Source organism: Dyella sp. AtDHG13 (assembly GCF_003201105.1).
GTDB lineage: Bacteria > Pseudomonadota > Gammaproteobacteria > Xanthomonadales > Rhodanobacteraceae > Dyella > Dyella jiangningensis_B.
Genome location: NZ_QICJ01000002.1, coordinates 328,794 through 348,270, shown reverse-complemented (window position 1 = coordinate 348,270; position 19,477 = coordinate 328,794). Strand labels below are relative to the sequence as shown.

Below are 19,477 nucleotides of genomic sequence, written 5' to 3'. Positions count from 1 at the left end.
CACTGATGGCGATCGTGGTCCGACTCGATGTCATGCTGGCGATGCGCAAGGTGCGCTCGCGCGAACTTGCCGAGTTCGTCGGCATTACGGAATCCAATCTGTCCTTGCTCAAGTCCGGCCACGTGCGTGGCGTGCGTTTCGAAACGCTGAGCAGGATCTGCGAATTCCTCGAGTGCCAGCCGGGCGATCTGCTGGCGTATGAGCCTGACGAGGAAACGGGAGAGAGCTGAGCGGCTCGGTGAAGCCCCCGCAGGCGCAGGGACTCGCCGGCTCAGAGTATGGACAGCACCGTTTCCGGCGGACGGCCGATGGCGGCCTTGCCATTGGACACCACGATGGGGCGTTCGATCAGTCGCGGATGGCTCGCCATGGCCGCGATCAGCGCGGTGTCGTCGAGCGATGGATCGTCGAGGCCGAGCTCGCTGTACTCGGCCTCGTTCTTGCGCATCAACTCACGCGGCGTCATGCCGAGCATGTCCAGCAATTGCGTGAGTTCGGCCGTGCCCGGCGGCGTGTCGAGGTAATTCACCACGTCGCACACCACGCCGCGTTCCTCGAGCAACGCCAGGGTGGCGCGCGACTTGGAGCAGCGGCTGTTGTGATAGATGCGGACCGCCATGGCGCCGGACGGGCTCAACGGTTGCCCGAGCGATTGCCGCCGCGGCCACCGCCGCCATGCGGTCGACCGCCACCTTGCGGACGTCCACCGGCACCGCCCTGCGGACGGTTGCCGCCACGGCCCTGCGGACGGCCGCCCTGGCCGCCTTGGCCCGGACGACCGCCGGGCTTGCCGCCGCGGTTGCCGCCGGCGCCGCCGCCAAAGCCACCGTAGGGGCTGCCGCTGCGGCCTTCGGCACCGCCGGCGCGGTTGCCGAACGGCTTGCCGCCGGCCGCGCCGCGACGGTTGCCCGCCGCGCCACCGCGACCACCGGCGCCGCCGCCTTCGCGCGATTCGCCGGCAAACCAGGTGCGCACCGAGGGCAGTTCCTGGCCGGGCGCCACGCCACGGCGGTTCTTGCGCTGCATGCCGCCACCCGCACGTTCCGGACGGGCGACGTTGCCGTTCACTTCCTTGCCGGGGCGGCGACGCTGCTGCTTGCCGCGCACGGGTTCCTCGCGAATGCGGTCATAGGCACGCAGTTCGCGCGCTTCATCCTGGTAGCCGCCGCTCCACGCACCGGTCGCACCGCGCTCGGGGCGGTACTCCGTGACGTTGCGCGGCGCGCGGCGCTGATGCAGCACCGGGCTCAGCGTGAGCACCGGCTGCGGCGCGCCAAGGCCGGTGGTCTTGCGCAGATCCTTGACGGCTTCCTCGCCCAGCGATTCGCAGTCGCCGCGACGCAGCGCGCGGGGCAGCTCCACGCTGCCGTAGCGGATGCGCTTGAGCCGGCTCACCAGGAAACCCTGGGAATCCCACAGGCGACGCACTTCGCGGTTGCGGCCTTCGCGGATCACCACGCGGAACCAGCTGTGGCTGCCGCCGCGGCTGATCACGGCGATCTCGTCGAAGCGGGCGGGACCGTCTTCCAGCTCCACGCCGGCCTTGAGCTTTTCGATGATTTCATCGGGCACTTCGCCGTGCACGCGGCACAGGTATTCGCGCTCGAGGCCGCTCTTGGGATGCATCAGCGCGTTGGCCAGTTCGCCGTCGGTGGTGAGCAGCAGCAGGCCGGTGGTGTTGATGTCCAGGCGGCCCACGGCGACCCAGCGCGCGCCCTTCAGGCGCGGCAGCTGTTCGAACACGGTGGGGCGGCCTTCGGGGTCTTCGCGGGTGGTCACCACGCCTTCGGGCTTGTGGTAGACCAGCACTTCGGTGTCGTCGCGGTTGTCGGTGGCAACGATGAACTGCTTGCCGTCGAGCACGACGCGGTCGCCCGCATGCACGCTGGCGCCGATGGTGGCGGGCGTGCCGTTGAGTTCGACTTCACCCGCCTGGATGCGCTGTTCCAGCATGCGGCGCGAGCCGAGGCCGGCGTTGGCGAGCACCTTGTGCAGGCGCTCCTCGATGGCGGGGGTGCTTTCGTCGCGCGGGGCGCGCTTGAGGGTCAAAACGGATTTCTGGGGCGCAGTCATGCGCGGTACTCCTCGGTGTCTTGCGTGGCGTCGCCTTGCTCGGCGTCCGCATGGGTCGCTGCCTCGTCGGCAGTGTCAGTCAAGGCCTCGACGTGCACGGCGGCGGCGTCGGGTTCGGGGGAAGCGATTTCCATCGCCTCGGGTGTTTCGTGGCCGGGTTCCTCGACGGCGGCCGGGTGGCTTTCGTCGGAATGGGCCGGTGCTTCTGCTTCGCCGGGTTCGGCAACGACGGCGTCGTTTTCTTCGCCGGCCACCACCAGGGTTTCGTCTTCTTCGTCCGGATCGATCGGCAGGTCGCGCGCCACGTGGGCAGGCAGCGGTTCCGGCGCGATGCTCATCTGCGGGTCTTCCATGTCACGGATTTCCGACAGCGGCGGCAGCTCGTCCAGCGATTTCAGGTTGAAGTAGTCGAGGAAGGCGCGCGTGGTGCCGAACAGGGCCGGCTTGCCGGGCACGTCGCGGTAACCCACCACGCGGATCCATTCGCGTTCTTCCATTGTCTTGATGATGTTGGAGGACACCACCACGCCTCGAATCTGCTCGATTTCCGGGCGGGTGATCGGCTGGCGGTAGGCGATCAGCGCCAAGGTTTCCAGCAGGGCGCGCGAGTAGCGGCTGGGCTTTTCGGTCCACATCCGCGAAATCCACGGATGCACCGCCTGCTTCACCTGATAGCGGAAGCCGGAGCCCACTTCGCGCAACTCGACGCCGCGGTGGGCGCAGTCTTCCGCGAGGGCCTCGAGCGTCTTGGCGATTTCCTCGCGGCCGACCTCGTCCTCTTCGCCGAACAGTTCCAGCAGTTGAGGCACGGTCATCGGCTGGGTGGATGCCAGCAGCGCCGCCTCGATGATGGGTTTGAGTTGTTCGATCTGCATAGCCTCGGATGGGATGCGATGCTTCGGTGAATGGTTCGGGCCGGGCTGCCTATTCGGCAGCGGCGGCCGGCTCGTCGTCGGCGAACAGGTCTTCGGCGGCCTCGTCGGCGCTCGTGACTTTCGCCCTGACGTAAATGGGGCCCAGCGGTTCCTCCTGCACGATCTCCACCAGCATTTCCTTGGCCAGCTCCAGCACGGAAAGGAAGGTGACGACCACGCCAAGGCGGCCCTCGGTCACGTCGAACAGCGTTTCGAAACGCTGGAAATTCCGGTCGCTGGTCAGTCGCCCCAGCAACTCGCCCATGCGCTGGCGCACGCTCAGCGCCTCGCGCTTGATGGCGTGATGGCCGAACAGCTCCGCGCGGCGCATCACGTCTTTCAGTGCCAGCAGCAGCTCCTTCAGGTCCAGCGGCGGCGGCAGCTTGATCACGTTGCGCTCGCCCGTGTCGGCGTGGGCGGGCGCGAAGTCGCGTTCCATGCGGGGCAGGGCGTCGATGTCCTCCGCCGCCTTCTTGAAACGCTCGTACTCCTGCAACCGGCGGACCAGCTCGGCGCGGGGGTCTTCCTCCATGCCTTCCTCGGCCGGGGGCCGCGGCAACAGCAGGCGCGATTTGATCTCGCCGAGAATGGCCGCCATCAGCAGGTATTCGGCGGCCAGCTCCAGGCGCATCACATCGCGCATCATCTCGATGTAGTCCATGTACTGCCGGGTGATCTCGGCGACAGGGATGTCCAGGATGTCCAGGTTCTGCCGGCGGATCAGGTACAGCAGCAGGTCGAGCGGCCCTTCGAATGCCTCAAGAATGACCTCGAGCGCATCCGGCGGGATGTACAGGTCCTGCGGCATCTGCAACAGCGGTTCGCCGCGCACGATGGCCAGCGGCATTTCCTGCTGTTGAGGTACCGACGCAAATGCGTCCTGCGGTGCGGGGACCGCCTGAGGCTCGACTGGCTCAGTGCTCATCAATGCATGTCGTTGGGCCGTCCGCGACGGCTTGCTCTGCGTTCAACACGTTAGGAAACGGTTTTATCCCACCGGCATTCGCTGGACGAATGTCCCCGCCCGAATCGTGACCCGTGGGCGCGACTCGTTGAAACTGACTTGCGATGCCACTCCGGTGCGCACGGCGTCACCGTCGCGGGCATGCATGATGAAATCGCGCGTCCGGCGTTTCGATCAGGCTGGCCGTGAGCGACCCTTGAGCGTCTCTGGCGTGTGTGGACCACGACAATAGGCGCAAGCCATAACGTGACGAAACCTGCGTCACTGGCTTCTCAATCGGTCGGCTGAGTGCATCGGGCGGGTGCCGTAGCGGTCGATCCTGGCCGATCGTGCGCGCACCCTTGTAACCCTGGCGATTCCAAGATTAGCCGCTGGAGCCGGGCAAGTCCAGTACACCCCGCGCCCGCGTAACGGCAAAATACAGCAGACATGCCGCCCGATGAACGCGCCATTATCCACGTCGACATGGACGCGTTCTACGCGTCCGTGGAGCAGCGCGACCGTCCGGAGCTGCGCGGACTGCCGGTGATCGTGGCCGGGCTGGGCCCCCGTGGCGTGGTGTCGACCTGCAGTTACGAGGCGCGGCGCTTCGGCGTGCGCTCGGCCATGCCCACGGCGCAGGCGCGTCGGCTATGCCCTGACGGCGTGTATCTGTGGCCTGATCTGGCGCGATACGAGGAAGTCTCCGACCAGGTGTTCGAGGTGTTTCACGAAGTGACGCCGCTGGTCGAAGGCCTGTCGCTGGATGAGGCGTTCCTTGACGTTACCGCCAGCCAACGCCTGCTGGGCTCGGTCGAGGCCATGGGGCAAAGGATCAAGACCGCCATCCGCGAGCGCACCGGCCTCAACGCGTCCGTAGGCATGGGGCCTAACAAGCTGCTGGCCAAGCTGGCCAGCGAGCTCTCCAAGCCGGACGGCTTTCGCCGCATCACCGCCGAGCGTGCGGCGGCCGAACTGGCGCCGCTGCCCGTGGGGCGCCTGTGGACGGTGGGCAAGGTGACGGAACAGGCCCTGCACCGGCTGGGCATCCGGACCATGGGCGAATTGGCAGCAAGTGACACGGCGCGTCTGGCGAGTGCGCTAGGGCGTCAGGTGACGGCCTTGCAGGCGCTTGCGCGCGGCGAGGACGAGCGTGGCGTGGAGCCCGCGCAGGCCGAACAATCCATCGGCGCGGAGCACACCTTCGATGTAGACGTGGCCGAGCTGGCGATGGCCGAGGCCTGGCTGCTCCGGCATTGCGAGCGGATCGCAGCGAGGGCGCGACAGCGAGGGCTGCAAGGCCGCACGGTGACGGTGAAGCTGCGCGAACCGCCTTTCGAGACCTACACGCGCCAGGCGCAACTGCCCGCGCCCAGTTCGTCCGCCACTGAAATGTATAAGCTGGCACGAGGCTTGCTTCACGCATGGTGGAAGGCGCAACGGCGGCCGCGCCTGCGCTTGCTGGGCGTGAGCCTGTCGGGATTTGCGGCCGAACGTCAGCCGGATCTGTTCGATACCGCGCCAGCGCGGCGCGTGGCCGACCAGGTGCAGGATCGGATCAACTCGCGGTTTGGCACGGGGAGCCTGGTTCGCGCAGGCGTGCTGAGGACGCGGGAGCGGGATTGAAGTTCAATGGAGGCACGCCACATTGCATGGTGGGACGTGTTCTTCAGGATGAAGCGAACGTGGCGCCTGGGCGCCTCACGTGGGGAGAAAGAGCAGGATGAGCAAGGCGGAAGACAAAGCCAGGAGCGGTTCCGACCCGGAACAGCTGCGTCCTGCGCGCATGCGGATCGAAACCACGGTGCTGATGAGCCGTGGCGACGAATCGCACCCTACCGAGCTGGTGGAATTTCCGCGACTGGCGTGCTGCTGCGCCGCCCGCTGGGCTGGCACGGCGAGCAGGGACAAAGCTGGATCCTCGACATGATTTTCGGGCACGACCTGCACATCCATCTGGAAGCGCAGGTGGCGCGGATTTCCGAACGGCACCTGGGCTTCGCCTACACGCACATCCCCGAGGACAAGCAGGTGCCGTTGTGGAACCTGCTGGGTGGCTATGCCGACATCCTGGAGATGTGGCATGACTGAAAAGCAGTAGTGAGTGAAGAGGAGTGAGTAGTGAGAGAAAAACCTGGCGATCTCCTGCTTTCCGCTCTGATTATCAGCTTGCCAACAAAAAGCCCGGCATATGCCGGGCTTTTTGCTTTGGTGCGAGACGAGGTCTTCTCTCACTACTCACTCCTCTTCACTCACTCCTCGCTCCTAGGCCGTCTTTTTCTCGTCGCGCAGTTCGCGGCGAAGGATCTTGCCGACGTTGCTCTTGGGCAGGGAGTCGCGGAACTCGATGATCTTCGGGCGCTTGTAGCCGGTGAGGTTGTCGTGGCAGAACTTCTTGAGCGCTTCCACCGTAAGGTTCGGGTCCTTGCGCACCACGAAGAGCTTCACCACCTCGCCCGAGTGCTCGTCCGGCACGCCGACCGCGGCGACCTCGGCCACGCCGGGGTGCTGCATCACCACGTCCTCGACTTCGTTCGGATACACGTTGAAGCCGGACACCAGGATCATGTCCTTCTTGCGGTCGACGATATAGACGTAGCCGTTCTCGTCCATGCGGGCCACGTCGCCGGTATGCAGCCAGCCGTCGGCGCCGAGCACCTTGGCGGTTTCATCCGGGCGCTGCCAGTAGCCTTTCATCACCTGCGGACCGCGCACCATCAGTTCGCCCACTTCGCCAATCGGCAGGGGCTGGTTGTCTTCCGACCAGATGGCCACGTCGGTGGAAGGAATCGGCAGGCCGATCGAGCCGTTGTAGTCCTTCAGGTCCAGCGGATTGATGCAGGCAGCGGGCGAGGTTTCGGTAAGGCCGTAGGCTTCAGCCAGCGTGCAGCCGGTGACCTTCTTCCAACGCTCGGCCACCGCGCGCTGCACGGCCATGCCGCCGCCCAGGCTCAGATGCAGGCGGGAGAAATCCAGCTCGGCGAAACCCGGCGTGTTGAGCAGGCCATTGAACAGCGTGTTGACGCCGGTCAGCGCGGTGAACCTGGACTTCTTCAGTTCCTTGACGAAGCCGGGCATGTCGCGCGGGTTGGTGATCAGCCAGTTCAGGCCGCCCAGACGCATGAACACCAGGCCGTTCGCCGTCAGCGAGAAGATGTGATACAGCGGCAGCGCGGTGATGATGATCTCTTCGCCCGGCTTGGCGTTCTTACCGATCCAGGCGCCGGCCTGCATCATGTTGGCGACCATGTTGCCGTGCGAGAGCATCGCGCCCTTGGCCACGCCGGTGGTGCCGCCGGTGTACTGCAGGAAGGCCAGATCCTCGTGGCCCAGCTGCACCTTCGGCAGCGGATGCGACGCGCCCTGCGACAAGGCATCGGTGAAGCGCACCGCCTGCGGCAGGCTGTAGGGCGGCACCATCTTCTTGACGTGCTTGAGCACGAAGTTGATCACCATGCCCTTGGCGCCCAGCAGGTCGCCGATGCCGGTGGTGACGATGTGCTCGACGTGCGTCTCCGCCACCACCTGCTGCAGTGTCGAGGCGAAGTTGTCCAGCACCACGATGGCCTTTGCGCCGGCGTCCTCGAGCTGATGACGCAGTTCGCGCGCGGTGTACATCGGGTTGGTGTTGACCACCACCAGGCCGGCGCGCAGCGCGCCGAACAGGGCGATGGGATACTGCAGCACGTTGGGCATCATGATCGCGATGCGATCGCCCTTGCTCAGCTTGAGCACGCCGGTGAGGTAGCCGGCGAACTGGCGGCTCAGCTCATCGATCTGGCCGTAGTTGAGGATCTTGCCGAAGCTGGCGAACGCGGGGCGCTGGCGGAAGCGTTCGAAGGCTTCTTCCACGACCGCGGCCACCGAGGCGTACTGGTTGACATCGATCTGCGGAGGAACGCCTTCGGGATAATGGGCCAGCCACGGACGCTCAATGCTCATGTTGGATCCAACGCTCCTGTATGTGTCTGCCCGCCGACAACGTAGGGCAAGATAATGACGCGGCATTGGAGCATACGCTCGCGTATAGCAGCAAGCCGCGCCGCAGCGAGATTTTTCCATGTTCCTGACGCGAAAACGGCTGGTAAATCCAATGCTTTGGCTGTTGCTGGCGACAAGCCTGACGGCCTGTCACCGCACGCCCGACGAAAGTCGAGTGCGGCAGGGCATCGAAAAGGCCGAACAGGCCGCCGAACATGCCAACGCGTCGGCGCTGGACGATGTCCTCAGCGACGACTTCAACGGCAACAACGGCGAGATGGAACGCCGCCAACTGCTTGGCCTGCTGCGCGCCGCCGCCTTTCGCGGCGAGACCATCCACGCGCTGACCGGGCCCATCGAGGTCGAGCCGCACGGCGACCGCTATGTCGCCCGCTTCACCGTCACCCTGACCAGCGGCGGCAAGCTGCTGCCCGCGCAGATCGGCGTGTACCGGGTGGAGACCGCGTGGCGGAAGGAGGGTGGCGAGTGGCGGTGCTACTCGGCCACGTGGACGGGGCAGGCTTGAGGCAAAGAAAACGCCGCCCGAGGGCGGCGTTTTCCTTCAAGCGTTACGCGTTGCCGGCCCTCAGGCCGCCTTCTTGCCGGCCAGCTGGCGCAGCACGTACTGCAGGATGCCGCCATGACGGAAGAACTCGCGCTCCTTCGGCGTGAGCAGCAGCACCTTCACGGTGAACTCCTTCTTCTTGCCGTCCGCGCTGGTGGCGACGACCTTGGCGGTCTTCGACTCGCCGCCATCGAGGCCGGTGATGTCGAAGGTCTCCTTGCCGGTCAGGCCCAGCGATTGTGCGTTCTGGCCGTCCTCGAACTGCAGCGGCAGTACGCCCATGCCCACCAGGTTGGAACGGTGGATTCGCTCGAAGCTTTCCGCGATCACCGCCTTCACGCCGAGCAGCAGGGTGCCCTTGGCCGCCCAGTCGCGCGACGAGCCGGTGCCGTATTCCTTGCCGGCGATAACCACCAGCGGCGTCTTGTCGGCCTTGTACTTCATGGCCGCGTCGTAGATGGCCATCTGCTCGCCCGTCGGCACATACAGCGTGTAGCCGCCTTCCACGCCATCGAGCATCAGGTTCTTGATGCGGATGTTGGCGAAGGTGCCGCGCACCATCACGTCGTCGTTGCCGCGACGCGAGCCGTAGGAGTTGAAGTCCTTCGGGTCCACGCCTTTGCTGATCAGGAAGCGGCCCGCCGGGCTGTCCTTCTTGATCGAGCCGGCCGGCGAGATGTGGTCGGTGGTGATGGAGTCGCCAAACAGGCCGAGCACGCGGGCCCCGTGGACATCCTCGATGGTGCCCGGCTCCTTGCTCATGCCTTCGAAGTAGGGCGGGTTCTTGATGTAGGTGGAGTCGTCCCACTTGTACACGTCGCCATCCGGCGAGGCGATGTGGTTCCAGCGCGTGTCGCCCTTGAACACGTCGGCGTAGCTCTTCTCGAACATCTCCGGGTTGAGCGCGCTGCCCACCACGTCCGAGATTTCCTGGTTGGTCGGCCAGATGTCCTTGAGGTACACCGGCTTGCCATCGCTGCCGGTGCCCAGCGGGTCCTTGCTGAGGTCGATATCGAGCGTGCCGGCCAGTGCGTAGGCCACCACCAGCGGCGGCGAGGCCAGGTAGTTCATCTTCACTTCCGGATGCACGCGGCCTTCGAAGTTGCGGTTGCCCGACAGCACCGACGCCACGGCCAGATCGCCCTCGCCGATGCCCTTGCTGATCTCGGGCGGCAGCGGGCCGGAGTTGCCGATGCAGGTGGTGCAGCCGTAGCCGACGATGAAGAAGCCGACCTTCTCCAGCTCCTTCAGCAGGCCGGTCTTTTCGAGATAGTCAGTGACCACCTTGGAACCCGGACCGATGGAGGTCTTCACCCACGGCTGCGCCTTCAGGCCCTTGGCCGCCGCCTTCTTGGCGAGCAGGCCCGCGCCGAGCATCACGCTGGGGTTGGAGGTGTTGGTGCAGGAGGTGATGGCGGCGATCACCACGGCGCCGTCGCCGAGCTTGAACGATGCGCCGTCCTTCTCCACGCGCACGCCGCCGTCGGTGATGTCGTTGGCCGGGTTGCCGATGGCCGACGAACCGCCTTCGGCGATGAAGGCCGAGGTATCGGCGTTGCGCGGGCGGCGGTTGGCGGTGAGCGGGCCGACCGCATCGTGGAAACTCTTCTGCACGCCTTCCAGCAGCACGCGGTCCTGCGGACGCTTGGGGCCGGCCAGCGAAGGCTTCACGTCGGCAAGGTTCAATTCCAGCGTGGTGGTGAAGCGCGGTTCCACCGCGTTCTCGTCATGCCACAGGCCCTGGGCCTTGGCATAGGCTTCGACCAGCTTGATCTGCTCGTCGCTGCGGCCCGACAGGTGGAGGTAGTTCAGTGCTTCCTGGTCGATCGGGAAGATGCCGCAGGTGGCGCCGTATTCCGGCGCCATGTTGCCGATGGTGGCGCGATCGGCCAGCGCCAGGTGCTTCAGGCCGCTGCCGAAGAACTCCACGAACTTGCCCACCACGCCGAGCTTGCGCAGCATCTGGGTGACGGTGAGCACCAGGTCCGTCGCGGTGACGCCCTCGGACAGCTTGCCCGTGAGCTTGAAGCCCACCACCTGCGGAATCAGCATGGACGAGGGCTGGCCCAGCATGGCCGCTTCCGCCTCGATGCCGCCCACGCCCCAGCCCAGCACGCCGATGCCGTTGATCATGGTGGTGTGCGAGTCGGTGCCGAACACGGTGTCCGGGTAAGCCCACTGCTGGCCGTCCTTGTTCGCGGTGAACACCACGCGGGCCAGGTGCTCCAGGTTCACCTGGTGCACGATGCCGGTGCGCGGCGGCACCACCTTGAAGTTGTCGAACGCCTTCTGGCCCCAGCGCAGGAAGGCGTAGCGTTCCTGGTTGCGCTGGAACTCGATCTCGACGTTCTTCTCCAGCGCGGATTCCGAACCGTACACGTCCACCTGCACCGAGTGGTCGATCACCAGTTCCGCCGGCGCCAGCGGGTTGATCTGTTTGGCATCGCCGCCCAGCTTCACCACCGCGTCGCGCATGGCGGCAAGGTCCACCACGCAGGGCACGCCGGTGAAGTCCTGCAGCACCACGCGGGCGGGCATGAAGGCGATTTCGGTATCGGGTTCGGCCTTGGCGTTCCAGTTGGCCACGGCCTCGATTTCCTTGGCCGTGACGTTGACGCCGTCTTCGTGGCGCAACAGGTTTTCCAGCAGGATCTTCAGCGAATAGGGCAGGGTCTTGAGGTCAAAGCGCTGGCCGAGCTTGGTCAGGCTGGCGATCTGGTACTGGCTGCCGTTGACAGTGAGGGTGTCGCGGGTGGCGAATGAATCCAGCATGGGGCTAACTCCTGTTGCGTGAGTCTGGCGAACGCGCGGACGCGTAGCTTGGGGATCCTAAGGCACGGAACGTGAGGGGAATTGCAAAGGCCCTTGCTCGTCATCCCGGTGCAGACCGGGATCCCGTGGCGGCGTCGGTGGGCTTTCGCGACCGCCTGGATGACGAGCAGGGAGACTGAGGCAAGACATCCTCTCCATCGGCACTGCCATTCAGTTTGGGCCAAATCCCAGGTCGTGCAAGAGACCCGAATGGGGATTGCGCCACATCCGCATTGCAAGATTTCGAACGCTGCCGGAAGCGTTGTCTTGCGTTGCGGCGCCTGGGGCCCGGCTGGCAAAATAGCGGGCTGTCATGCCGCCGAAAATGGCATGGCGACAAGGCCTTGCGCCCTGTCGAGCGCCGGTAGCGGCCACGCGGAACATCCCTCTGGGCGACCTCCGCCGCAATGGTGCAAGCCATCGCTCGCTGCCCCTTTGTTCTAGTTCACCGGACGAGACCACATGCTTAACGCCTACCGCCAACATGTCGCCGAGCGCGCCGCGCTGGGTATCCCGCCGCTGCCGCTGTCGGCCCAGCAGACCGCCGATGTGATCGAGCTGCTGAAGAATCCTCCGGCCGGTGAAGAGGCCTTTCTCGTCGACCTGATCACCAACCGCGTACCAGCCGGCGTGGACGACGCGGCCAAGGTCAAGGCCTCGTACCTGGCGGCCGTGGCGTTCGGCACCGAGAAGAGCGCGCTGATCTCGCGCGAGAAGGCCACCGAACTGCTCGGCACCATGCTGGGCGGCTACAACATCCATCCGCTGATCGAGCTGCTCGACGACGCGCAGGTCGGCACCGTGGCCGCCAACGCGCTCAAGCACACCCTGCTGATGTTCGACGCCTTCCACGACGTCAAGGACAAGGCCGACAAGGGCAACGCCAACGCCAAGGCCGTGCTGCAGAGCTGGGCCGACGCGGAATGGTTCACCAGCAAGCCCGAAGTGCCGCAAAGCCTGACCGTCACCGTGTTCAAGGTGCCGGGCGAAACCAACACCGACGACCTCTCGCCGGCGCCCGATGCCACCACGCGTCCGGACATCCCGATGCACGCGCTGGCCATGCTGAAGAACAAGCGCGATGGCGCGCCGTTCCAGCCGGAAGAAGACGGCAAGCGCGGCCCCATCCAGCTGATCCAGGATCTGGCCAAGCAGGGCCACCTGGTGGCCTACGTGGGTGACGTGGTCGGCACCGGTTCCAGCCGCAAGTCCGCCACCAACTCCGTGCTGTGGTGGACGGGCGAAGACATCCCGTTCATCCCGAACAAGCGCTTCGGCGGCGTGTGCCTGGGCAGCAAGATCGCCCCGATCTTCTACAACACCATGGAAGACGCCGGCGCGCTGCCGATCGAGCTCGACGTGTCCAAGATGGAGATGGGCGACGTTGTCGAACTGCGCCCCTACGAGGGCAAGGCGCTGAAGAACAGCGAAGTGATCGCCGAGTTCCAGGTGAAGTCCGACGTGCTGTTCGACGAAGTGCGCGCCGGCGGCCGCATTCCGCTGATCGTCGGTCGCGGCCTCACCGCCAAGGCGCGCGAGGCGCTGGGCCTGCCGGTTTCCACGCTGTTCCGCCTGCCGCAGCAGCCGGCCGACACGGGCAAGGGCTACACGCTGGCGCAGAAGATGGTCGGCCGCGCGGTCGGCCTGCCGGAAGGCCAGGGCGTGCGCCCGGGCACCTACTGCGAGCCGAAGATGACCTCGGTGGGTTCGCAGGACACCACCGGCCCGATGACCCGCGACGAGCTGAAGGACCTGGCCTGCCTGGGCTTCTCGGCCGATCTGGTGATGCAGTCGTTCTGCCACACCGCGGCTTATCCCAAGCCCGTGGACGTGAAGACGCACCACACGCTGCCGGAGTTCATCAGCACGCGCGGCGGCATCAGCCTGCGTCCGGGCGATGGCGTGATCCACAGCTGGCTCAACCGCATGCTGCTGCCCGACACCGTCGGCACCGGCGGCGACAGCCACACGCGCTTCCCCATCGGCATTTCGTTCCCGGCCGGCTCGGGCCTGGTGGCCTTCGCCGCTGCCACGGGCGTGATGCCGCTGGACATGCCCGAATCCGTGCTGGTGCGCTTCAAGGGCGAGCTGCAGCCGGGCGTCACCCTGCGTGACCTGGTCAACGCCATCCCGCTGTACGCCATCAAGCAGGGCCTGCTGACGGTTGCCAAGCAGGGCAAGAAGAACATCTTCTCCGGCCGCATCCTGGAAATCGAAGGCCTGCCGAACCTGAAGGTGGAACAGGCGTTCGAGCTGTCCGACGCCTCCGCCGAGCGTTCCGCCGCCGGCTGCACGGTGCACTTGGACAAGGCGCCGATCATCGAATACATCAACAGCAACATCACGCTGCTGAAGTACATGATCGCCCAGGGCTACAAGGACCCGCGCAGTCTGCAGCGCCGCATCAAGGCGATGGAAGCATGGCTCGCCAACCCGCAGCTGCTGGAGCGCGATGCCGACGCCGAATATGCCGCCGTCATCGAGATCGACCTGGCCGACGTGCACGAGCCCATCGTGGCCTGCCCGAACGACCCGGACGACGTGAAGACGCTCAGCGACGTGGCCGGCGCCAAGATCGACGAGGTGTTCATCGGTTCGTGCATGACCAACATCGGTCACTTCCGCGCGGCGTCCAAGCTGCTGGAAGGCAAGCGCGACATCCCGACCAAGCTGTGGGTGGCCCCGCCGACCAAGATGGACCAGCAGCAGCTCACCGAGGAAGGCCACTACGGCGTGCTCGGCACCGCCGGCGCCCGCATGGAAATGCCGGGCTGCTCGCTGTGCATGGGCAACCAGGCGCAGGTGCGCGAGGGCGCCACGGTGTTCTCCACCTCCACCCGCAACTTCCCCAACCGCCTGGGCAAGAACTCCAACGTGTACCTGGGCTCGGCCGAACTGGCCGCGATCTGCTCGCGTCTGGGCAAGATCCCGACCAAGGAGGAGTACATGGCCGACGTGGGCGTGATCAACGCCAACGGCGAGAAGATCTACAAGTACATGAACTTCAACCAGATCGCCGATTATCAGAACGTGGCCGATACGGTCACCGCTTGAGAGCGAGAAGTGAGTGAAGAGGAGTGAGAAGTGAGAGGGATCACCCTCTCGCTTCGGACCCCAGCAAAAGCCCGGCTACCCGCCGGGCTTTTCTGTTTTCAGGGTAGCTGTCCGCGTCGGGCTTCGCGGGCTGCACGCTCTTCTCTCACTACTCACTTCTCTCAACTCACTCCTGCTCGTTTATGCTTCCCGGCGTCAACAGCCACGCCAGCACCCAGCGGATGATCTCCTCCCACCTATCGGTAGTCTCGATCCGCGACCTCATGCTGGTGCAGGCGGTGCGTCGCCACGGCAGCTTCAACAGCGCCGCGCGGGCCATGCACATCAGCCCGTCGGGCCTCTCGCATCAGGTGCAGAAAGTGGAGCAGGCGCTGGGTGCGCCGCTGTTCGAGCGTGGTGGCCGCCGCATCGTACCCACGGCGGGTGGGCAACGCTTGCTGGAGCAGATCGACGCCGTGCTGGCGGCCGCCGAGCATCTGCAGCAGGTGGCGCGCGCGGGCGAGGTCGCCTTTGGCGGCGAGCTGCGCCTGGGTGTGCCGGCATCGCTGGGGCCTTACCTGCTGCCGCATCTGATCGGACCGTTTCCGCAGCATTTCCCCGGCACGCGCCTCAGCCTGTCCGAAGGCAAGCCGCGCGGCTTGCTGCGTCGCCTGAACGAAGGCGAGCTCGACGCCGTGCTCGCACCGCGCGTGCCGCCGGTGAGCGGCGTGGCGATGCGTCCCCTGTTCTTCGAGCCCTGGGAAGTAATGTTCCGGGCGGACCACGCGCTCGCCGGCAAGCGCACGGTGGCGCTGGAGCAACTGGAAGCCAGCGACGCCACGCTCATGACTGAAAGCCACTGCGAAGACGTGCTCGGCGGCGGCCACGTGCAGGACGTAAGCCTGGAGAGCCTGGCCGCGCTGGTGGAACTGCGCGGAGGCTATGCGCTCGTGCCGGCGCTGGCCCACGACCGACTCGCCTCCATGCCCAATGTCGTGCTGGCCAAGCTCAAGGGGCAGGCGCCTGGGCGCGAGATCGCGCTGTATTGGCGCGAGGCCTCGCCGTGGCACGCGGACTTGCAGAATTTCGCGGTGTTGCTGCGCAAGCTGGCGAAGCAAAGGCCGGGGCTAAAGCTGGCGGATGAGGCGTGTTGAGCGGAGTGGCTGCCGTCAGCCACCGGCGGGCAGCACAGATAACCGGCCTCAATATCCAGGCCGTCATCCCGGCGCAGGCCGGGATCCAGTAGCGACAGCTGTCGGTTATCGCGTTGGCTAAAGGCAGTTGCCTCTTGGCGAAGATCTATCCATGCAGTTACTGGATCCCGGCCTGCGCCGGGATGACGAGCAGGAAAAGCTGCGGCGTCCGTCAGAAATCCAATTCCTGCGACGCGCACAAATAGTCAATCATCGGCGCCACGCGCTTGTAGGTATCCACCAGCCACGGCAGCAACTCGCTGGAGCAGGCCAGCTTCTCGTCGAAACCCGCGCCGCAGGCGAAATCCTTGCGCTTCAGGTCGTCGATCAGTTCGTGGTTCGCGTCGTAGCCACGCGGCGGCCGACTCAGCGACTCGCCCCAGAACTCGAAGTGATCGCGGAACGCCTTGCTGCGCGTGGCGCGCTTCCAGGCTTCCGGATTATCGGCAAGGAACTCACGGATCTTCTTCAACGCATCCGACTCCGGATGCCACATGCCGCCGCCAGCGAAATTGTCGCCGGGCTGGATATGCATGTAGAACGATGGCGCATGCACTTCGTTGCGGCGCTCGTGATAGAAGCGCGCACCTTGCCAGGGTTTGTAGGGCTGCTTGTCGTTGGAGAAACGCGTATCGCGATGGATACGGAACAACGAGCCGCCGACCTTGCGCGGATCGGCGCGGTAGTGCGTGCTGATCTTGGACAGTGGCGCCTGCAGGTCGCCGATGAGTGCGAGAAAGGGTTCGCGCACATCCCTTTCATACGCGTCCTTGTGTTCATGGAACCACTCGCGGTTGTTGTTGCGGGCCAGCGAGCGAAGGAAACGGAACGTGGCAGGGGTGAAATAGGTCTTGGCCATGGGTCGTCGGTCAGGCGGTAAGAGGGGCAATGTCGGCGGCAAGCATCTCGCCCCAGGCTTGCAGATGGTCGAGGACGGCGAGCTTTTCCTGGGGCAGGTCGTCGCCACGCAGCTCGGCGATGCGGGCGAAGTAGTCGTCGAGGGTGAGGTTGGTCAGCGGCGTGGGGCGGGTCAGGCGGTCGCGGCAGAAGGCTTGCCAGCGGGCCTGCTCGTCCAGGCTGAGGGTTTCGGGCCAGTTGCGCGCGCGGTAGCGGAACAGCAGTTCCGGATAACGCGGGTCGCGGAAGGGGAAACTGCGCTGGCCCAGTTGTTCCGGCGGCGTCGCGCGGATATCCGCTAGCAGGCGCTTGTCCGCATCGGGCAGGAAGCCACCGTACAGGGCCAGCTCCGGGTCGGCGGGCGGCGGCAGGTCGGCGGCGCGCTGGAACACGCGGCGCAGCTTGGCCGCCAACCCGTCGGCGGAGGCGAGCATGTCGCGATGCGCCTGCATGCGCTCTAGGTTTATCTGCAGGCGGTCGAGGTCCACGCCTTTCAAGGTGGAAAGCGGCGCAAGCGCCGGTGCGCGATTGGCGCGCACAGTGCGCAGGGGAATCCGTTCCACGCCCTCGGGCAGGTCGGCGCGCGGCGTGAAGATGCGGTCGGCGATCTCGTCTTCGTCCAGCGCCAGCAGATCGGAAGGATCACTCGCCAGGTCGTACACGATGATCTCGGCCGGCCGGCTCGGATGCGCCGCCAACGGCGCGATCACGGTCAGGCGATGGCGGCTGGCCGGATAGCGGGAGGACACGTGCACCACCGGCGTCATGGCCACCACGTCGAGCATTTCGAACACGCGCTGCTTCTTGCGCAGATTGAAATGCCAATCCCACAGGCGCGGCTGGCGCACGCGGATCAGGCGGGCCAGGTCGATCAGCGCATACACGTCGGACAGCGCATCGTGCGCGCGCTCCTGCTTCAGGTGATTCGCCGCGGCCAGGTGCTCCAGCTTGAAACTGGGCGTGCCGTCTTCGCGCTTGGGCCATTCGATGCCTTCGGGGCGAAGCGCCTGGCACATGCGCACTAGGTCGATCAGATCCCAGCGCGAATTGCCGCTTTCCCATTCGCGGCCATAGGGCTCGAACATGTTGCGGTAGAACAGCTGGCGGCTGACTTCGTCGTCGAAGCGCAGCGAGTTGTAACCCACCCCGCAGGTGCCCGGCTGGGCCAGCTGCTCATGCACGCGGGCGGCGAAATCCGCCTCCAGGCAGCCTTCGCGCTCGGCCTGTTGCGGCGTGATGCCGGTGATCAGGCAGGCCTCCGGGTGCGGCGGCATTTCCCTTGGGGGCTTGCCGAAGAACATCACCGGCTCGCCCACGATCTCCAGGTCCATGGTGGTGCGAATGCCGGCGAACTGCACCGGCCGGTCGCGCCACGGATCGGCGCCGAAGGTCTCGTAGTCGTGCCAGAAAAAGGTCTGCATGCCGCGATCATCGCATGGCCCTGCGGCATGCTCCACGTCGTCCGGCATCACGCGAAGCCGGAATCCGGGGCCCGGCCGCTGCGCTGCTGCTAGACTTCGCGTCCAGGAGGGCGCATGAGCCAAGCGAACGAAGACAACCTGATCTGGATCGATCTGGAAATGACCGGTCTCGACACGGACAACGACTCCATCCTCGAGATCGCCACCATCGTCACCGACAAAGACCTTCGCATTCTGGCCGAGGGCCCGGTGTTCGCGATCCGCCACCCGCTGGACCGGCTGGAATCCATGGACGCGTGGAACCGCAACCAGCACCGCCGCTCCGGCCTGTGGGATCAGGTGGTCGCGTCCAATGACGATCACGCCGTGGCGGAACAGGCCACGCTCGATTTCCTCAAGGCGTGGGTGCCCAGTGGCAAGTCGCCCATGTGCGGCAACTCGATCTGCCAGGATCGCCGCTTCCTGCATCGGCAGATGCCGCGGCTGGAGCGCTATTTCCACTACCGCAACCTCGACGTGTCCACGCTCAAGGAGCTGGCGCGCCGGTGGGCGCCGGCCATCGGCAAGGGTTTCGCCAAGGAGTCCGCACACACCGCGCTGTCGGACATCCGCGATTCCATCGAGGAACTGCGCTACTACCGCCGCTTCATGGGGCCGCTGGGCGGCGAGTCCTGACGTCTATCCACGGGAGTCATCATGTCCCTCGATCTGTTCGCTCCCGTGCTCGACTGCAACGGCCGGCCGCTCAAGCTCGACCGGCCGCGCGTGGTGGGCATTCTCAACGTCACGCCCGATTCGTTTTCCGATGGCGGCAGCTACGCCTCGCTGGACGACGCCGTGGCGCATGGCCTGCGCATGGTGGACGAGGGCGCGGACATGCTGGACATCGGCGGCGAATCGACGCGCCCCGGCGCCGACGATGTCACTGTCGACGAAGAACTGCGCCGCGTGGTGCCCGTGCTCGAACAGCTCGCGGCGCGCACCAAGGTGCCGCTCGCCATCGACACCTCGAAGCCGGAAGTGATGCGCGCCGCGGTGGCGGCGGGCGCGGGCATGATCAACGACGTCTACGCCCTGCGCCGCGAAGGCGCCATCGACGCGGCCGCCGAACTGGGCGTGCCGGTGTGCCTGATGCATATGCTCGGCGAACCGCGCAGCATGCAGGACGATCCCCACTACGACGACGTGGTGGGCGACGTGCACCGTTTCCTAACCGATCGCCTGTTCGCCTGCGAGCTGGCCGGCATCGATCGCCGCAAGGTGATGGTCGATCCCGGCTTCGGCTTCGGCAAGAACCTGGAACACAACCTCGCCCTGCTGCGCGCCCTGGAACGCTTCGCGAATCTCGGCAGCGGCGTCTACGTGGGCATGTCGAGAAAATCCATGATCGGCGCGATCACCGGGCGGCAGGCGCCGGGCGAGCGCATGGCCGGGTCCGTGGCGGCGGCGGTCATCGCCGTGCAGCGTGGCGCGCGGATGGTGCGCGTTCATGATGTGGCGGCTACGGTCGACGCGCTCGCGGTCTGGCATGCCGTGCAGGCCGGCGACACGCCGGCGCGCCGTGACGACAAGCCTTCCATGCCGCGTTGGCCGGATGACGAATAACCCAACAGAACAGGACGTCTGGCGCCGCAACGCGCCGACGC

15 protein-coding genes and 1 pseudogene are annotated in these 19,477 nt (G+C 65.9%); 8 read left to right on the top strand and 8 right to left on the bottom strand.

Annotated elements, in window-relative coordinates:
* Nucleotides 1–5 precede the first annotated feature (5 nt).
* Nucleotides 6–230, top strand: coding sequence for a helix-turn-helix transcriptional regulator (locus BDW41_RS04340; RefSeq protein ID WP_074546814.1), 225 nt, complete (start codon nt 6–8; stop codon nt 228–230).
* Between the two features lie 41 nt (nt 231–271).
* Here the strand turns inward: BDW41_RS04340 and arsC are convergent, their stop codons facing one another.
* From arsC to BDW41_RS04320, 4 genes are read right to left on the bottom strand one after another with little or no spacing between them, the layout of a single operon-like run.
* A complete protein-coding gene (arsC, locus tag BDW41_RS04335; protein ID WP_074546813.1) occupies nt 272–619 on the bottom strand; it encodes an arsenate reductase (glutaredoxin) in 348 nt (115 codons plus the stop codon).
* A gap of 14 nt (nt 620–633) precedes the next feature.
* Complete coding sequence (locus BDW41_RS04330; protein WP_074546812.1) at nt 634–2,073, bottom strand: pseudouridine synthase; 1,440 nt, start codon at nt 2,071–2,073, stop codon at nt 634–636.
* Nucleotides 2,070–2,948 carry an SMC-Scp complex subunit ScpB gene (gene scpB, locus BDW41_RS04325; protein WP_074546811.1) on the bottom strand — a complete coding sequence of 293 codons (879 nt, stop codon included), beginning with the start codon at nt 2,946–2,948 and terminating at the stop codon, nt 2,070–2,072. The genes BDW41_RS04330 and scpB overlap by 4 nt, the downstream gene beginning before the upstream one ends.
* Nucleotides 2,949–2,997: 49 nt before the next feature.
* Nucleotides 2,998–3,912: a ScpA family protein gene (locus tag BDW41_RS04320; protein ID WP_074546810.1), complete on the bottom strand. Its 915-nt coding sequence runs from the start codon at nt 3,910–3,912 to the stop codon at nt 2,998–3,000.
* A gap of 468 nt (nt 3,913–4,380) precedes the next feature.
* Between BDW41_RS04320 and BDW41_RS04315 the strand changes: the two genes are divergently transcribed.
* Together BDW41_RS04315 and BDW41_RS04310 are read left to right on the top strand one after the other, a co-directional pair.
* Nucleotides 4,381–5,556: a DNA polymerase IV gene (locus BDW41_RS04315; RefSeq protein WP_074546809.1), complete on the top strand. Its 1,176-nt coding sequence runs from the start codon at nt 4,381–4,383 to the stop codon at nt 5,554–5,556.
* A 97-nt stretch (nt 5,557–5,653) separates the two neighbouring features.
* Nucleotides 5,654–6,021 (top strand): annotated as a pseudogene (locus BDW41_RS04310) (PilZ domain-containing protein).
* Between the two features lie 174 nt (nt 6,022–6,195).
* On the opposite strand, the gene BDW41_RS04305 reads toward BDW41_RS04310, so the two are convergent.
* Nucleotides 6,196–7,872 (bottom strand): long-chain-fatty-acid--CoA ligase, encoded by a 1,677-nt coding sequence (locus BDW41_RS04305; RefSeq protein WP_074546808.1) that lies wholly within the window; start codon nt 7,870–7,872, stop codon nt 6,196–6,198.
* A 118-nt stretch (nt 7,873–7,990) separates the two neighbouring features.
* On the opposite strand from BDW41_RS04305, the gene BDW41_RS04300 reads away from it, so the two are divergent.
* Nucleotides 7,991–8,437, top strand: coding sequence for a nuclear transport factor 2 family protein (locus BDW41_RS04300; RefSeq protein ID WP_074546807.1), 447 nt, complete (start codon nt 7,991–7,993; stop codon nt 8,435–8,437).
* A 60-nt stretch (nt 8,438–8,497) separates the two neighbouring features.
* On the opposite strand, the gene acnA is transcribed toward BDW41_RS04300, so the two are convergent.
* Entirely contained in the window at nt 8,498–11,248 is a 2,751-nt protein-coding gene (acnA, locus tag BDW41_RS04295; protein ID WP_074546806.1) for an aconitate hydratase AcnA, read from the bottom strand.
* 501 nt (nt 11,249–11,749) lie between these two features.
* Here acnA and BDW41_RS04290 point away from each other — a divergent pair.
* Together BDW41_RS04290 and BDW41_RS04285 are read left to right on the top strand one after the other, a co-directional pair.
* A complete protein-coding gene (locus tag BDW41_RS04290; RefSeq protein ID WP_074546805.1) occupies nt 11,750–14,341 on the top strand; it encodes a bifunctional aconitate hydratase 2/2-methylisocitrate dehydratase in 2,592 nt (863 codons plus the stop codon).
* Between the two features lie 221 nt (nt 14,342–14,562).
* The gene (locus BDW41_RS04285) at nt 14,563–15,474 is read left to right on the top strand and encodes a LysR family transcriptional regulator (RefSeq protein ID WP_074546981.1); all 912 of its coding nucleotides are present in this window, start codon (nt 14,563–14,565) and stop codon (nt 15,472–15,474) included.
* A gap of 211 nt (nt 15,475–15,685) precedes the next feature.
* Here the strand turns inward: BDW41_RS04285 and BDW41_RS04280 are convergent, their stop codons facing one another.
* Both BDW41_RS04280 and sbcB read right to left on the bottom strand, forming a co-directional pair.
* Nucleotides 15,686–16,372, bottom strand: a complete 687-nt coding sequence (locus BDW41_RS04280; protein ID WP_074546804.1) for a DUF2461 domain-containing protein — start codon at nt 16,370–16,372, stop codon at nt 15,686–15,688.
* 10 nt (nt 16,373–16,382) lie between these two features.
* On the bottom strand, nt 16,383–17,831 hold the full coding sequence (sbcB, locus tag BDW41_RS04275; RefSeq protein WP_074546980.1) for an exodeoxyribonuclease I: 1,449 nt from the start codon (nt 17,829–17,831) through the stop codon (nt 16,383–16,385).
* 114 nt (nt 17,832–17,945) lie between these two features.
* On the opposite strand from sbcB, the gene orn reads away from it, so the two are divergent.
* A complete protein-coding gene (orn, locus tag BDW41_RS04270) occupies nt 17,946–18,506 on the top strand; it encodes an oligoribonuclease (protein WP_074546803.1) in 561 nt (186 codons plus the stop codon).
* A 21-nt stretch (nt 18,507–18,527) separates the two neighbouring features.
* The gene (gene folP, locus BDW41_RS04265) at nt 18,528–19,436 is read left to right on the top strand and encodes a dihydropteroate synthase (protein WP_074546802.1); all 909 of its coding nucleotides are present in this window, start codon (nt 18,528–18,530) and stop codon (nt 19,434–19,436) included.
* Nucleotides 19,437–19,477: the final 41 nt, after the last annotated feature.